The following is a 14,146-nucleotide window of genomic DNA, read 5'->3' as shown; positions in this document are numbered from 1 at the left end:
CCGCGCCCAAGCGCGCCGGCCGGCCCCGGCCAGACCCGGACCTACCAACCCTCCGCCGACCGTCGCGACGACAGGGCCAGCACCACGACCTATCGGCCCGCGCCTCCGTCTGCGCGCTTCGAGGGCGCCTCCTTCAACCAGCGCGCGCCGCGGCCCGACGATCAGCGCCGCGAGCGTGACGACCGCACTCCGCGCCAGACGCCGGACCGCGACGAGCGCGCGCCGCGCGCCGGTGGCGACACCGTCCGCTATTCGGCCCTGGCGCCGCGCCCGGCCGGTCCGCGTCCCGGCGGCCCCGGCGCCCGCGGCCCCGGCGGTCCGCGTATCGGCCCCGCCGCTCCGCCGGCCACGCCTGAAATTCAGCGCGCCACCCGCCAGGCCCCGCGGCCCGGCGGCGCGGCCATGGACCGCCGTCCCGACGACGATGACGGCGGCCGCAAGGGCGCTCCGGCGTCCAAGGCGATCAGCCGCGCCAAGGGGGCTCCCCAACGCCGCGAAGGCCGCCTGACGATCCAGGCTGTGGCCGGGGACGACGAGGGCGCCGTCGACCGGATGCGCTCTCTCGCTTCGGTGCGCCGGGCTCGGGAACGCGAACGCGAAAAGCGCAAGGGCGGCACACAGGAGCAGGCCCGCGCGGCCCGCGAAGTGGTCATTCCGGACGTCATCACGGTCAGCGAACTGGCCAACCGTATGGCCATCCGGGGCGCAGAGATCATCAAGTTCCTGATGCGTCAGGGCGTGATGCTGAAGATCAACGACGTCATCGACAACGACACCGCCGAACTGGTGGCCACTGAATTCGGTCACACCGTGCGCCGCGTGTCGGAAGCCGACGTCGAAGAAGGCTTCATCGGCGACCAGGATGTCGACGATCACCTGCTGCCGCGTCCGCCGGTGGTCACGATCATGGGCCACGTCGACCACGGCAAGACCAGCCTCCTCGACGCCCTTCGCTCCACCGACGTGGTGGCCGGCGAGCATGGTGGGATCACTCAGCACATCGGCGCCTACCAGGTGCACCTTGAGGACGGCCAGCGGGTCACCTTCCTGGACACCCCGGGCCACGCCGCCTTCTCGGCGATGCGTATGCGCGGCGCCACGGTGACCGACATCGTGGTGCTGGTGGTGGCGGCCGACGACGGCGTCATGCCCCAGACGATCGAGGCCATCAATCATGCCAAGGCCGCCGGTGCGCCGCTCATCGTGGCGATCAACAAGATGGACAAGCCCGGCGCCGATCCGACGCGGGTGATCAACGAACTGCTGCAACACGAGATCGTCGTGGAAAGCCTGGGCGGCGACACTCAGGCGATCGAGGTCTCCGCCACCAAGAAGACCGGCCTCGACAACCTGCTCGAAGCCATTCTCCTGCAGGCCGAAGTCCTTGACCTCAAGGCCAACCCTGATCGCGTCGCCGATGGCGTGGTGATCGAGGCGAAGCTGGATCGCGGCCGCGGCGCCGTCTCCACGGTTCTGGTCAAGCGCGGCACGCTGAAGCGCGGCGACATTGTCGTGGCCGGCGACCATTGGGGTAAGGTCCGGGCGCTGCTCAACGAGCGTGAGGAACAGGTTTCAGACGCCGGTCCCTCTGTGCCCGTGGAGATCCTCGGCCTCGACGGAACGCCTGCGCCGGGCGAACCCTTCGCTGTCGTCGAGAACGAAGCTCGCGCCCGCGAGCTCACGGCCTACCGCGTCCGCGTGAAGCGCGAGAAGGCCGGCGCGCCGGCTCAGGGCGCCTCGCTGGCCGAGATGATGTCGAAGATTACCGACAAGAAGGCCTCCGAACTGCCACTGGTCATCAAGGCCGACGTGCAGGGCTCTACGGAAGCCATCGTCGGGTCGCTGGACAAGATTGGCACCGAGGAAGTCCGTGCGCGGATCATCCTGTCGGGCGCCGGCGCGATCAGCGAGAGCGATGTCATGCTCGCCAAGGGCGCGGGCTCAGCGATCCTCGGCTTCAACGTCCGTGCTTCGAAACAGGCGCGCGACCTGGCCGAGCGCGAAGGCGTCGAGATCCGCTACTACTCGATCATCTACGACCTGCTCGACGACATCAAAGGCGTGCTCTCGGGCATGCTCGCTCCGATCCAGCGCGAAACCTTCCTGGGCAACGCCGAGGTGCTGCAGGCCTTCGATATCTCCAAGATCGGCCGCGTCGCCGGTTGCCGGGTCACCGAGGGTGTGGTCCGCAAGGGCGCGCGCGTCCGGATCGTGCGGGCGGATATCGTGGTCCTCGAACTCGGCACCCTGCAGACGCTCAAGCGCTTCAAGGACGAGGTCAACGAGGTCCAGTCTGGCCAGGAATGCGGCATGGCCTTCGCCGGCTTCCAGGACATCAAGCCCGGCGACACCATCGAATGCTTCAGTCTCGAAGAGGTCAAGCGCACGCTCTAGGCAGGCGCAGAACCGAACGACCGAGCCCCGGAGCGACCCTCCGGGGCTTTTTCGTGGCCGGGAGCGCCAGTGCGGCGAGCTTTGCCGCCGCCCAATTCCGTGGTTCGCTCGGCCCGGACCGGGGAGATAACCATGGTATCCATTGTAGCCGACACCCGCCCGCGCCGCCGGGTGCTGGCCGCGATTGCGCTCGGGGGACTGACCGCAGGCGTCCTCGACTTTTCTGTCGCCTGTGCGGAGTCCGGGCTGGCGCCCCTGACGATCGGCAAGGCCGTGGCGCGCGGCTGGTTCGGCAAGGCGGCGATGCACGGCGGAACCGACGTCGCCGTCATCGGCATCGTCTCACACTTTGCAATCACGATGGCGTTCGCCGCGGCGTTCGTCCTCGTTTCGCTGAGGGCGCCAATTCTGCGCAGGCTGTTCGTCGTGACCGGGCCCCTCTACGGCGCGGCGATCTTCTTCTTCATGCGCTTCGTGGTTTTGCCTCTGTCGGCGGTGGGATACGCCATGCCCAAGCCGCCGGTGCTCTACATCGAATTCGCGGGCCACCTCTTCCTCGTGGGCCTCGTCATTGCGGGCGCGGCGCGGGCGTTAATCGGCAAGGATTGATGGCAGGAACGTCGTGATCTCGCCGTCATGACAGGCTATCGCTCGCTTTCCACGGAGGAAGATCTGCATGCGCGCCGTCCTGATCAGCCTGATGGCCCTGACGCTGAGCGCCTGCGCCTCGGCCGAGCGCCTGGGCGCGGCGAACGACGTGCATGCGCTGCTGGTCGCCATTCGCGACGACGATGGCGCGACCTTTGACGCGCACGTGGACCACGAGGCCCTGAAGCAGGAGCTACAGACCAAGCTCGCCGATCGAATGGCGAAGAACGACAAGATGAAGGGGCTGGCGGCGCTGCTCGGCCCCTCGATGATGGAGTTCGCCGATCAAGCGCTGATCCAGCCCAGGACCTTCAAGTTCGTGGCTGAGCAGTACGGCTACAAGCCCGACACCAAGATCCCGAACCCGGTGGTCATCGCCCAGGCGCTGAAGACCCTGCCCGACGGCCGCGTCTGCGCCACCAAGAAAAAGGACGGCCCTTGCGTGCTGACGTTCACCAAGGAAAACGGCAAGTGGAAGCTCACGAGCTTTGACGGCGATTCTTCCACGCTGCGCTTAAAGCTCTGATCGGCCTAAGCTCAGCCTGAACGGTCGGAGGCGTCATGGGCTACGAGGCAGTGCTTTCCGGGTACGAGAAGTTCGACTTCGAGGATGGGCCCTGGACGAGGCCTGTCTATCGAAAGGGGTCGGGTCCCGCGGTGATCGTGATCCACGAGATGCCGGGCCTGCATCCGCTGGTCGTGCGCTTCGCCGACCGCGTGGCGGCGGCGGGCATGAGCGTCTACCTGCCCCGGCTTTTCGGCGTGGCCGGACGGCCCGCCGATCACCCGCTGGGGGTGGCCACCATGCTGGCCGGCATCTGCATCCGTCGCGAATTCAATGTTTGGGCGACCGACAAGGCAAGCCCGATCGTGGACTGGCTGCGCGCATTGGCGCGCAAGGCCCACGCCGAATGCGGCGGTCGGGGCGTCGGCGCGGTCGGGATGTGCTTCACCGGCGGTTTCGCCCTGGCCATGATGACCGAGCCGGCGGTGGTCGCGCCCGTACTGTCCCAGCCTTCCCTGCCGCTCGGATCGAACAACCCCAAACGTGCGGCCGGCATCAGCGCATCGCCCATCGAGGTCGCCTGCGCCAAGCGCCGGTTCGCCGACGAGGATCTCTCGATGATCGGGCTTCGGTTCTATGGTGACCCCTTCGTTCCGGACGCCCGGTTCGACACCCTGAAGCGCGAGTTCGGGGACAAGTTCGAAGCCATCGAGCTCGATCCGAAGGACGCGGCTCCGGGCCCGTTGAAGCACCCGCACTCGGTCCTGACGGTCAATCTCGCGGACGACGGACCCACCAAGGACGCCGAACGCCGCGTGATCCAGTTCTTCAAGGAGCGCACCGCAGCTTAGGGTGCTAGAGCGCCAGGAGGAGCACCGGGGCCAGCATCCCGGCGATCAGGACGATCCACAGGATCAGCCGCCGTTTGCTGTAGGCGAGCGCCATCCAAAGGCCCAGCAGCGCGCTGATTGCGACGCCGATCGAGGCGATGGAGAAGAACCATTTGAGCGCCTCGGTCGAAGGCTTGCTCTGCGGCTTGGCCGGCGCGGGCGGCTCGCCGCCGTGCCGTTCGCCGGCGCCCTCCGGCCGCTTGGGGCGCGGCGGCTTCACAGCAAAGACTGTGTCCTTGTGCAGTCGCGCGAGTTTCTGCAGCGCCACGGGCGCAGCCTTCTGGTCGGGAATGCGGAACGTCTGCAGGGCGCCGGTCAGCGCAAAGAAGATCAGCGTCGGGGCGACGAACACGCTCAGATAGATATGCAGCTGACGGATGAGGCCGAGCCGCAGCGCCGGATTGCTCCGCGCCGTCTTCGATTTCGCCAAGGATTACGCCTCTCACAGCCGCAGGTTTTTGCGATTAAGTCGCAACTGCAGTAGCGGGGGAAGCCGGGCGCCTCAAGCGGAAAGCGCAAACCCGCGTTAGGCCGCAGCGGCCGGTGTTCGCCGGGCCCGCGAGGCCCGGTGCAAAGCGACCATCACAGCCAAGCTGACGATGAGCAGCGCACCGGCCAGGAACAACACGCCATGGTCCTGCCGCTCACCGACCACCAGCGCGGCCAGCAACGGCCCGAACGCGCCGGCCAGCAGTTGCACGGCCCCGCTCTGCATGGCCGTCCGGCGGGTCGGATCGATTTCGATGGTCATCGGCACGAGGAACGGCCCACCCAGGCCGCCGCATAGGCCGGCAAGGCCGGACATGGCGATGAAGAGCGTCGCAGGTGCGCTGCCCGCGTAGGTGGCCCAGGTCGTCAGCAGGGCCGCTCCGCAGAACCCGAACACCGTGATGTAGCGCACGCGCCCGGCCAGGCCTGTCGCGAGCGCGCCGCCGGCGATCTGGCAGGCCAGGCCGACGGAGATCGCCGTGCGTCCTGCGCCCGTGCTCAAGCCGGCCTGATGCGCCAACGGTACGATGTAGACGGCCACGGCGGCGATGGGCGCTGTGTAGCAGAGCGTGGCGAAGAGGGCGATCCAACCCTTGGGAGGTGGCGCGCCGCTCGCGCCTGAGCCGGTCCCGGGCAGGTCGTGCAGCGCACGCGGGATAAAGGCGGTAAGCGGCAGGCAAAGGGCTGCGGCGACGGCCAGCATGACGTAGCCGCCGTTGGCCCCGAAGCGCGGCAATATATAGACCGTGAGCAGGGTCGCAGCGCCGAGTTGGGTGATGCCCATGCCGGTGAAGAGCACCGCGGCCCATCGCTCCGGGGTCTGGGTCCGCGCGATGAAGCCGATGGCGATCCAGAGCAGGACGCCCTCAGGAAGGCCCGCGAGCGCCCGGATCCCCAGGATGCCCTCGCCGCTGGTCCTGACCGTGGCGAGATTGATGGCGACCAGCGCCACCGCCGCCAGCGCGGCCACCACCCTCAGCCGCTTCGGTTTCAGGACGGCCCCGGCCAGACCTGTCACCAATCCGGTGCTGAGCGCCTCCAGCATGGCCGCCAGCCCGATGCCCGAAGCCGCCAGCCGATGCTCGTCTGCAAGGGTGCTGAGCAGCAGCCCCAGCAAGCCCGAGATCAGCAACGCAAGGACGCCCAGCAGAACCGTGCTGCCCGTTTCCAGTGGCGTATAGGCCACGCCGGCGACCTCCTGGACGACCACATCCGACGAGGGAGCGGGGACGGCGGGAGTGGAAACGCTCATGGAACGACCGATCGAAGGGGCATGGCCGGCACCATCCGACGGGCCGTGGCGCATGCCTAGGCAAAATCCGCTGCGTCACAGATGCGCCAGACCCGCCGCAGGCCCACGCGGCTGGACTTGCGCCCCTCACGCGACTAGAAGCCCGCCCTTCCCCTGCGTCGGTTGCGTCCGATCCGCACCCCAGGCCCCAAGCGAGCGACCGCTATGAAACGTCCACCCCCCATCGGCCGCGAGGCCCCGCGCGGCCCGTCACAGCGCCAGCTGCGCGCCGGTGAGCTGACCCGTCACGCGCTGGTGGAAATCCTCCGCGAGGAGGAGATCAACGATCCGGAACTGGCCGGCGTCTCGGTGACCATCACCGAGGTTCGGATGAGCCCGGACCTGCGAAACGCCACAGTCTTCGTCGAGCCCCTGGGTGGCGGCGACCAGGCGGCCACCGTGGTCAAGGCGCTGAACCGCCATCACAAATTCCTGCGCGGGCGCCTGGGCCACGCGATCGATATGAAGTTCACCCCGGCGCTCAAATTCCTTCACGACGAAACCTTCGACGAGGCGGCGCGGATCAGCCGCCTCTTCGCCGACCCGCGCGTGGCCCAGGACCTGGCGCCGCAAGCGCCGGCCGATGCCTGGAAGGACGAGGACTAGTGGGCCGCCGCCGCAAGGGTGACGCCGTCTCCGGCTGGATTTGCCTCGACAAGCCCTACGACCTGACCTCGACCTACGCCGTATCGCGCGTGCGACGGGCCTTCAACGCCCAGAAAGCCGGGCACGCCGGTACGCTGGACCCGCTGGCCACCGGCATCCTGCCCATCGCGCTGGGAGAAGCAACCAAGACGGTCCCCTTCCTGGTGGACGCCGACAAGGCCTACCGCTTCACCCTCGCCTGGGGCCGCACCACTGCGACCCATGACCGCGAGGGCGAGACGATCGCCCAGTCCGACGTGCGGCCCAGCGTCGCCGAAGTCGAGGCCGTGTTGCCGCGCTTCGTGGGCCAGATCAGCCAGGTGCCCCCGGCCTATTCGGCGATCAAAGTGGACGGCGAGCGAGCCTATGACCTGGCCCGCGCCGGCGAAACGGTCGAGCTCGCCGCCCGCATCGTGTCCATCCATTCAGCCCGCGTGGCCGAGGCGCCTGACGCCGATCACGTCACTCTGGAGATAGAGTGCGGCAAGGGAACCTACGTGCGCGCCATCGCCCGCGACCTGGCCGAAATGCTCGGCGCCTGCGGCCACGTGAGCGCCCTTCGCAGAACCCGCGTCGGCGGCTTCACCGAGCAATCCGCGGTGACGCTGGAAATGCTTGAGGATTTAGGGCATAAGGCCCGCCAGTCGGAGGCGCTGCTTCCGGTCGAGACCGCCCTGGACGACATCCCGGAGCTGGCCGTGACCGCAGAAGACGCCTTCAGACTGAAGCAGGGACGGCCGATCGTTCTCGTTCCCCGACAGGTCGAAGCGGTGAAAGCCAGGCTCAAGCCTGGCTCGCGCACTGTTTCAGCCATGGCGGGCGGGATCGTGGTCGCGCTCTGCGAGATGCGTGCGGGTCGGCTCGAACCTTCGCGTGTTTTTCACCTGGAAAAGAGCGGAGACTGACACGATGTCGATTACGGCCGAACGCAAGGCTGAAGTGATCAAGACCCATGCCCGCGGTGAAGCGGACACGGGCAGCGCTGAAGTCCAGGTGGCGATCATGTCCGAACGGATCGCCAACCTGACCGAGCACTTCAAGACGCACAAGAAGGACAACCACTCGCGCCGGGGCCTGCTCAAGCTGGTTTCCGCCCGCCGGTCGCTCCTCGACCACCTGAAGAAGTCCGACGCGAACCGCTATCAAAAGCTGATCGAGACCCTGGGCCTGCGCCGCTAGGGTTTTATCTGAAGGTTCCTTGAGAGCGGGTTGGACGAAGAACCCTCCAACGGACCAGACGATTTCCACCGCCGCTCCTCCGCAACAGGCCGGGGGACCCCAATGCGGCACAGGCGACCTCGTAAAGCTCGAGATCGCCGCACAAGCCGAGGGCTCCGACGAAGTCCTCACCGCCTGTTCATTTGGAGAGGATTTCGGAAGACCGATCCCTGTCCGCCCCCGCCGGGAATACGCCCGCGGGATAGAAAGAAGCGAAAATGTTCGACATCAAGAGAAAGACACTCGAGTGGGGCGGCAAGACGCTGACGCTCGAAACCGGCCGCATGGCCCGTCAGGCAGACGGCGCGGTGCTGGCCACCTACGGCGAGACGATGGTGCTGGCCACTGCGGTCTTCGCCAAGAGCGCCAAGCCGGGCCAGGACTTCTTCCCGCTCACCGTGAACTACCAGGAGAAGTTCTACGCCGCGGGCAAGATCCCCGGTTCCTTCCCCCGCCGCGAAGGCGCGCCCTCGCAAAAGGAAACCCTGACCAGCCGACTGATCGATCGTCCGATCCGGCCGCTGTTCGTCAAGGGCTTCAAGAACGAGGTCCAGGTGGTCGCCACCGTTCTGGCCCACGACCTCGAGAATGATCCGGACATCGTCGCCTTGGTGGCCGCCTCCGCGGCCCTGGTGATCTCCGGCGCGCCGTTCATGGGCCCGATCGCCGGCGCCCGCGTCGGCTACATCAACGGTGAGTACGTCCTCAATCCGACCCTCGACGAGATGAAGGACAGCCGGATGGACCTGGTGGTCGCCGGCACGAACGACGCGGTCATGATGGTCGAGTCCGAGATCCAGGAAATGAACGAGGACGAAGTGCTGAAGGGCGTGATGTTCGCGCACGCCGGCATGCAGCCCGTCATCGACGCGATCATCGAGCTGGCCGAACATTCCGCCAAGGAACCCTTCGACTTCCAGCCGGAAGACACCGACGCCATCAAGGCGGAGATGAAGAAGGCCATTGGCAAGGACCTCGCCGCCGCCTTCAAGATCCCCGCCAAGCTGGAGCGCCAGGACGCGGTCGCTGCAGCCAAGGAAAAGGCCGCCGGCAAGTTCGGCAAGTCGGACGAAAACCCGGCGGGCATTTCGCCGGACAAGCTGGGCGCGGTCTTCAAGGAACTGGAAGCCGACGTCGTCCGCCGCAACATCCTCGACACCGGCGTGCGTATCGACGGCCGCAAGGTCGACCAGGTTCGCCAGATCGTTTCGGAAGTGGGCGTCCTGCCCCGGGCCCACGGCTCGGCGCTTTTCACCCGCGGCGAAACCCAGGCCCTGGTCGTGGCCACGCTCGGCACGGGAGACGACGAGCAGCTGATCGACGCCCTGGAAGGCAAGTCCTACGAGAAGTTCATGCTGCACTATAACTTCCCGCCGTTCTCGGTCGGGGAGACGGGCCGCATGGGTGCTCCGAGCCGGCGCGACGTCGGACACGGCAAGCTGGCCTGGCGGGCGATCCGCCCGATGCTGCCCGGCGTCGAAGACTTCCCCTACACGATCCGCCTCGTCTCGGAGATCTTCGAGTCCAACGGTTCATCGTCGATGGCCACGGTCTGCGGTTCGTCGTTGGCCCTGATGGATGCAGGCGTGCCCCTGAAGAAGCCGGTTTCCGGCATCGCCATGGGCCTGATCCTGGAAAAGGACGGCTTCGCCGTTCTCTCCGACATCCTTGGCGACGAGGACCACCTCGGGGACATGGATTTCAAGGTCGCCGGCACGGCCGACGGCATCACTTCGCTGCAGATGGACATCAAGATCCCCGGCATCACCGAGGCGATCATGAAGCAGGCGCTCTCCCAGGCTAAGGGCGGCCGCGATCACATCCTTGGCGAGATGAACAAGGCCATGGAAGCCCCGCGCCACGAGCTGGGCGAATACGCGCCGAAGATCGAGACCATCAAGATCCCGGTGGACAAGATCCGCGAAGTGATCGGTTCGGGCGGCAAGGTGATCCGCGAGATCACCGCCGAAACCGGCGCCAAGATCGACATCGGAGAAGATGGCACGATCAAGATCGCGGCCGCGGAACAGTCGAAGATCGACGCTGCCAAGGATTGGATCAAGTCGATCGCGTCGGAGCCGGAAGTCGGCCAGATCTACACCGGCAAGGTGGTGAAGATCGTCGACTTCGGCGCCTTCGTGAACTTCTTCGGCGCCAAGGACGGCCTGGTGCACGTCAGCCAGATCTCCAACGAGCGTGTGAACAAGGTCTCCGACGTCCTGCAGGAAGGCCAGTCCGTGAAAGTGAAGCTCCTGGGCTTCGACGATCGCGGCAAGACCCGCCTGTCGATGAAGATCGTCGACCAGGAAACCGGCGAGGACCTGACGGCCAAGCAAGAGCAGCCGGAAAGCGCCGACGCCTAGGCGTCTTCATTCCGCTGGCAATGATCAGGGCGGCTGCAGCGATGCGGCCGCCCTTTTCATTTGCCCCCAGGCTGGGCGCATTCTCACCACGAGCGAAGTGAAGCGCAGGCTGCGTGAGGGCGACCGAGCGCGGAAAGGTAGCGTTGAGCGAAGCTGCGCCGGGTGGTCTGGCAGGGGGCGCGGCTATCGGAGCCGCCCCATGACGAGTGGGAGCTTAGCGCGCCTTACGCGCCGCGTAGCGGGCGTCACGCTTGGATTGGGCCTCGGCCTTGGTGAGCTGCTTTCGCTCCTTGCGTGCGCTGCGCTTCTGGGCGAGGACGGCTTCCTCTGAGGCAAGCACCGCCGCATGGGCCGCGGCGCGATTGTCCGCCGCAACCTGACGGTCGGCTTGCCTCTGATCCGCTCGCGCCGTGCGCACGTCCTTGAGCTCCGCGGCACGCAGGGCCGCGCGCTGGTCGAACAGCGGATCCGTGACGGTCGGCCTTGGTTTCAGCTTGGCCAGTAGCGCAGCCTTGGCCAGCGCAGCAGCGGCCAGCCGCTCGGTCAGGCCGGAGCCCTTCAGGTCTTTCATGGAAGCCTTTCAGGCGGGGCGGCCGCGATTGCGCGACCGCTCACCTTACAGCAGTTCTGACCGAGTGCTCCGGAAACACGCGTGGCGGGTTAGCCCCGCAGTTTCCTGAGCAACGCGTCGGTGTCCCGGGCGATCTGAGGATCTTCCGCCTTCAACGCCTCGATGCGGCGCACGGCGTGCAGCACCGTGGTGTGGTCGCGTCCGCCAAAGCGACGGCCGATGTCGGGCAGCGAACGTGTCGTGATCTGTTTCGCTAGCCACATAGCGACCTGCCGGGGCCTGGCTACCGCGCGTGCGCGCCGCTCGGAGATCAGGTCGGCCTGCTTGAGCCCGTAGTGCTCGGCGACGGTCTTCTGGATCTGATCCACCGTCACCTTGCGCTCGTTGCAGGAGAGGTGCGGACGAAGGATGGTCTGGGCTTCGTCAAGCGTGAGGCGGGCGAGGTCGCCGCCGACGCGGGCCACCAGGGTGTTCAGTGCGCCTTCCAATTCGCGCACGCTATCGGTGAACCGGTCGGCCAGGAACTGCATGACCTCCGACTTGGCGGACGGCAGGAAGCCACCCTGGTGGGCCAGGGTCTGCAGCTTGCGATCGAGGATTCCCAGGCGAAGGCTGCGGTCGGCCGGCTCGATGCCGCAAACCAGGCCCGCCTGCAGGTGAGAGCGCAGACGCGGCTCCATCTCCGAGAGTTCGGTCGGCGAGCGATCGGCGGTCATCACGACGCGGCGGCCGTCCTCGACCAGCGCGATCAGGGTGTGGAACAGTTCTTCCTGCGTCGAAGTCTTGCCGGCGACGAAGTGCACGTCGTCGATCAGCAGCAGGTCGGCATTGCGAAGCTCTTCCTTGAACGCCGCGGTTTGTTTGTCCTGCAGCGCCCGCACAAAGGTGGTGGTGAACCGCTCGGCGGTCAGGTGGACGACACGCTTCGACGGCTCGTTGCGCATGGCCTCCCAGGCGAGCGCGTTCAGCAAATGGGTTTTCCCGAAGCCATAGGGTCCGTGGAACATCACCGGGTTGAAGTGGCCGTCCGACCAGGTCGCCACCCGACGGGCCACGGCGAAGGCGAACTCGTTGGAGGGGCCCGCAACGAAGCTGTCGAAGGAGAACCGCTCCTGAAGCCCGAGAAGGCGTCCCTGGCGGGCGGCTGCCGGCGCGGGCTGGACTTCGCACTCGAAGACCTCGGGGGCGTTGGACGCGGCCACGAAGGCTGCCGGTGCGGGTGGGGCGACCGGCGTCGGTCCCTCGGAATCGAATTCCATCCGTGACTTAAGGTCGAGCCTGCGGCCGAGCGGATCGTTCTGCGCCCAGAGTTCGCCGATCCGACGCCAGGCGTGCCGGGCGATCCAGTCACGGGCCACGCCGGTGGCGGCGACCAGGCACACCTCGTCACCGGTCTCCCGCAGCGCCGCCTGGCCAAGCCAGGAGCCGAACGTCGCTTCGCCCAATTCGCGTTTCAAGACCAAGCAGGTCTTCGTCCACACGACCCCGGCCGGTGCGCTCGCCATAGCTCCCGCAGCCCCCCCGCTCATCATTCTCGCCAACCCCCGTCCTGCCCACCGCGACCGCGATCCCCAAATCAAGCGGTCGTGAATTTAATTAACGCAAACAGTCTCTTATCCGGCGAACGCAAGCGTTCCGCCGGCGCCCCAGTTTGATCCGGGATCAGATACAAGACGCCTGTAAGGAAGCTGACACTAATCGGGGGCCGAGGCCGGTCAACGGTGATTCTTCCGCGCTCAAGTTGATATTTTAATTGACTCACGCTGACCCCTTTTAGGGCCAAGGAAATTCCCGATTGGCGTTCCGTGAGCTGAGTAGATTTGTCGCGTTTGCGGTCAGGAATATTTCCCGTCAGACGCGAAAACGGCGCCCCGAGGGGCGCCGTTTGGCCGGTTTGAATTCCGATGGGAGAGGCGGGGTTTCCCCGCGCCTCGCTCCGTCAGGCCGCGGACAACTTTTTCAGCTGAGCCGCCAGGCGCGAAACCTTGCGCGACCCGGTGTTCTTGTGAACCACGCCCTTGGTGACCGCGCGCATCAGCTCCGACTGCGCCTTCACGAAGGCCTCCTTGGCCGCCACGGCGTCGCCGCCTGCCAGCGCTTCATCGAACTTGCGCAGGAAAGTGCGCACGCGCGAACGGCGCGCGGTGTTGACTTCGGTGCGGCGGGCGATCTTGCGGACCGCTTTCTTGGAGCCGGGCGTGTTGGCCATTCTGGAGAGCTCTTCAAACGAACGCGCCCGGCAAGCAGGGGCGGGGAAAATCGGAGGCGCGGATATACGGGAGGCAAGGCGGCGGGTCAATGGAAGTCGGGCGCATTTCGGCGCCCGAGGCCAGATGCCGCTATTTGCCGGTGAACTTCGCTGGCCGCTTCTCGACGAAGGCGGCCATGCCCTCCTTCTGGTCATCGAAGGCGAAGAGCGAGTGGAACAGCCGCCGCTCCATCCTCACGCCCTGGCTGAGCGGCGTCTCGTAGGCGGCGTTGACCAGTTCCTTGGCGATCATCACGGAATTGGGCGAGAGGGCGGCGATCTTCTGCGCCGCTTCCATGGCCGTCGAAATAAGCTCCGCAAGCGGAACAACGCGACTGACCAGGCCGCAGCGCTCGGCCTCACCAGCGTCCATCATCCGGGCGGTCAGCACCATGTCCATGGCCTTGGACTTGCCGGCGAAACGCGTGAGCCGTTGGGTGCCCCCGGCGCCGGGGATGACCCCCAGGTTGATCTCCGGCTGCCCGAAGCGTGCGTTGTCGGCCGCGATGATGAAGTCACACATCATCGCCAGCTCGCAGCCGCCGCCGAGCGCGTACCCGGCCACCGCGGCGATCACCGGCTTGCGGCAACGGGTCACACGTTCCCAGTTGCGCGTGATGAAGTCCTCGGTGAACACGTCGGCATAGCTCTTGGAGGCCATCTCCTTGATGTCGGCCCCGGCGGCGAAGGCCCTGTCCGAGCCGGTGATAACGATGCAGCGCACGGAGGCGTCAGCCTCGGTCTCGTCCAGCACGGCCGTGAGCTCGTCCATCAAGGCGCCGTTCAGCGCGTTGAGCGCTTCGGGGCGGTTGAGCCGGATCAGGGTCACGGCGTCGTGCCGCTCAACGATCAGGGTCTTGAGGCTCATCGGCTTAGGCTCCTTG

The 14,146-nt window shown here is 66.7% G+C and carries 14 protein-coding genes; 8 read left to right on the top strand and 6 right to left on the bottom strand.

Annotated elements, in window-relative coordinates; all coding sequences use genetic code 11:
- The 4 genes from infB to VGI62_RS08650 all read left to right on the top strand — a co-directional run.
- On the top strand, positions 1-2,394 hold a 2,394-nt coding region (gene infB, locus VGI62_RS08665; RefSeq protein ID WP_331504075.1), incomplete at its 5' end, for a translation initiation factor IF-2.
- 132 nt (positions 2,395-2,526) lie between these two features.
- Positions 2,527-3,003, top strand: coding sequence for a hypothetical protein (locus VGI62_RS08660; RefSeq protein ID WP_331504074.1), 477 nt, complete (start codon positions 2,527-2,529; stop codon positions 3,001-3,003).
- Positions 3,004-3,070: 67 nt separating this feature from the next.
- On the top strand, positions 3,071-3,568 hold the full coding sequence (locus VGI62_RS08655) for a DUF2939 domain-containing protein (RefSeq protein WP_331504073.1): 498 nt from the start codon (positions 3,071-3,073) through the stop codon (positions 3,566-3,568).
- A 35-nt stretch (positions 3,569-3,603) separates the two neighbouring features.
- Positions 3,604-4,398, top strand: a complete 795-nt coding sequence (locus VGI62_RS08650) for a dienelactone hydrolase family protein (protein WP_331504072.1) — start codon at positions 3,604-3,606, stop codon at positions 4,396-4,398.
- Positions 4,399-4,402: 4 nt separating this feature from the next.
- On the opposite strand, the gene VGI62_RS08645 is transcribed toward VGI62_RS08650, so the two are convergent.
- Both VGI62_RS08645 and VGI62_RS08640 read right to left on the bottom strand, forming a co-directional pair.
- Entirely contained in the window at positions 4,403-4,867 is a 465-nt protein-coding gene (locus VGI62_RS08645; protein ID WP_331504071.1) for a hypothetical protein, read from the bottom strand.
- Between the two features lie 96 nt (positions 4,868-4,963).
- Positions 4,964-6,178 carry a hypothetical protein gene (locus tag VGI62_RS08640; protein WP_331504070.1) on the bottom strand — a complete coding sequence of 405 codons (1,215 nt, stop codon included), beginning with the start codon at positions 6,176-6,178 and terminating at the stop codon, positions 4,964-4,966.
- A 204-nt stretch (positions 6,179-6,382) separates the two neighbouring features.
- On the opposite strand from VGI62_RS08640, the gene rbfA reads away from it, so the two are divergent.
- From rbfA to pnp, 4 genes are all read left to right on the top strand, one after another.
- Complete coding sequence (gene rbfA, locus VGI62_RS08635; RefSeq protein WP_331504068.1) at positions 6,383-6,823, top strand: 30S ribosome-binding factor RbfA; 441 nt, start codon at positions 6,383-6,385, stop codon at positions 6,821-6,823.
- Complete coding sequence (truB, locus tag VGI62_RS08630) at positions 6,823-7,767, top strand: tRNA pseudouridine(55) synthase TruB (RefSeq protein ID WP_331504066.1); 945 nt, start codon at positions 6,823-6,825, stop codon at positions 7,765-7,767. Before rbfA ends, truB begins: the two co-directional genes overlap by 1 nt.
- A gap of 4 nt (positions 7,768-7,771) precedes the next feature.
- Complete coding sequence (rpsO, locus tag VGI62_RS08625) at positions 7,772-8,041, top strand: 30S ribosomal protein S15 (RefSeq protein ID WP_331504064.1); 270 nt, start codon at positions 7,772-7,774, stop codon at positions 8,039-8,041.
- A 257-nt stretch (positions 8,042-8,298) separates the two neighbouring features.
- Complete coding sequence (gene pnp, locus VGI62_RS08620) at positions 8,299-10,443, top strand: polyribonucleotide nucleotidyltransferase (RefSeq protein ID WP_331504062.1); 2,145 nt, start codon at positions 8,299-8,301, stop codon at positions 10,441-10,443.
- Between the two features lie 214 nt (positions 10,444-10,657).
- On the opposite strand, the gene VGI62_RS08615 is transcribed toward pnp, so the two are convergent.
- From VGI62_RS08615 to VGI62_RS08600, 4 genes are all read right to left on the bottom strand, one after another.
- Positions 10,658-11,014, bottom strand: a complete 357-nt coding sequence (locus VGI62_RS08615; protein ID WP_331504060.1) for a DUF6481 family protein — start codon at positions 11,012-11,014, stop codon at positions 10,658-10,660.
- A gap of 89 nt (positions 11,015-11,103) precedes the next feature.
- On the bottom strand, positions 11,104-12,546 hold the full coding sequence (gene dnaA / locus VGI62_RS08610) for a chromosomal replication initiator protein DnaA (RefSeq protein WP_331504058.1): 1,443 nt from the start codon (positions 12,544-12,546) through the stop codon (positions 11,104-11,106).
- 407 nt (positions 12,547-12,953) lie between these two features.
- Complete coding sequence (gene rpsT / locus VGI62_RS08605) at positions 12,954-13,223, bottom strand: 30S ribosomal protein S20 (protein ID WP_331504056.1); 270 nt, start codon at positions 13,221-13,223, stop codon at positions 12,954-12,956.
- 130 nt (positions 13,224-13,353) lie between these two features.
- Complete coding sequence (locus VGI62_RS08600; RefSeq protein WP_331504054.1) at positions 13,354-14,130, bottom strand: enoyl-CoA hydratase; 777 nt, start codon at positions 14,128-14,130, stop codon at positions 13,354-13,356.
- Positions 14,131-14,146 lie beyond the last annotated feature (16 nt).

Origin of the sequence: Phenylobacterium sp., assembly GCF_036495085.1 — a bacterium.
Lineage (GTDB): Bacteria > Pseudomonadota > Alphaproteobacteria > Caulobacterales > Caulobacteraceae > Phenylobacterium.
This window is presented reverse-complemented; position numbering and strand designations above follow the sequence as displayed.

Bases quoted from the DNA above. Each gene is read 5' to 3' on its own strand.
- VGI62_RS08660 (WP_331504074.1), top strand. From the start codon at position 2,527: ATGGTATCCATTGTAGCCGACACCCGCCCGCGCCGCCGGGTGCTGGCC.
- VGI62_RS08655 (WP_331504073.1), top strand. From the start codon at position 3,071: ATGCGCGCCGTCCTGATCAGCCTGATGGCCCTGACGCTGAGCGCCTGC.
- VGI62_RS08650 (WP_331504072.1), top strand. From the start codon at position 3,604: ATGGGCTACGAGGCAGTGCTTTCCGGGTACGAGAAGTTCGACTTCGAG.
- VGI62_RS08640 (WP_331504070.1), bottom strand. From the start codon at position 6,178: ATGAGCGTTTCCACTCCCGCCGTCCCCGCTCCCTCGTCGGATGTGGTC.
- rbfA (WP_331504068.1), top strand. From the start codon at position 6,383: ATGAAACGTCCACCCCCCATCGGCCGCGAGGCCCCGCGCGGCCCGTCA.
- rpsO (WP_331504064.1), top strand. From the start codon at position 7,772: ATGTCGATTACGGCCGAACGCAAGGCTGAAGTGATCAAGACCCATGCC.
- pnp (WP_331504062.1), top strand. From the start codon at position 8,299: ATGTTCGACATCAAGAGAAAGACACTCGAGTGGGGCGGCAAGACGCTG.
- VGI62_RS08615 (WP_331504060.1), bottom strand. From the start codon at position 11,014: ATGAAAGACCTGAAGGGCTCCGGCCTGACCGAGCGGCTGGCCGCTGCT.
- dnaA (WP_331504058.1), bottom strand. From the start codon at position 12,546: ATGATGAGCGGGGGGGCTGCGGGAGCTATGGCGAGCGCACCGGCCGGG.
- rpsT (WP_331504056.1), bottom strand. From the start codon at position 13,223: ATGGCCAACACGCCCGGCTCCAAGAAAGCGGTCCGCAAGATCGCCCGC.
- VGI62_RS08600 (WP_331504054.1), bottom strand. From the start codon at position 14,130: ATGAGCCTCAAGACCCTGATCGTTGAGCGGCACGACGCCGTGACCCTG.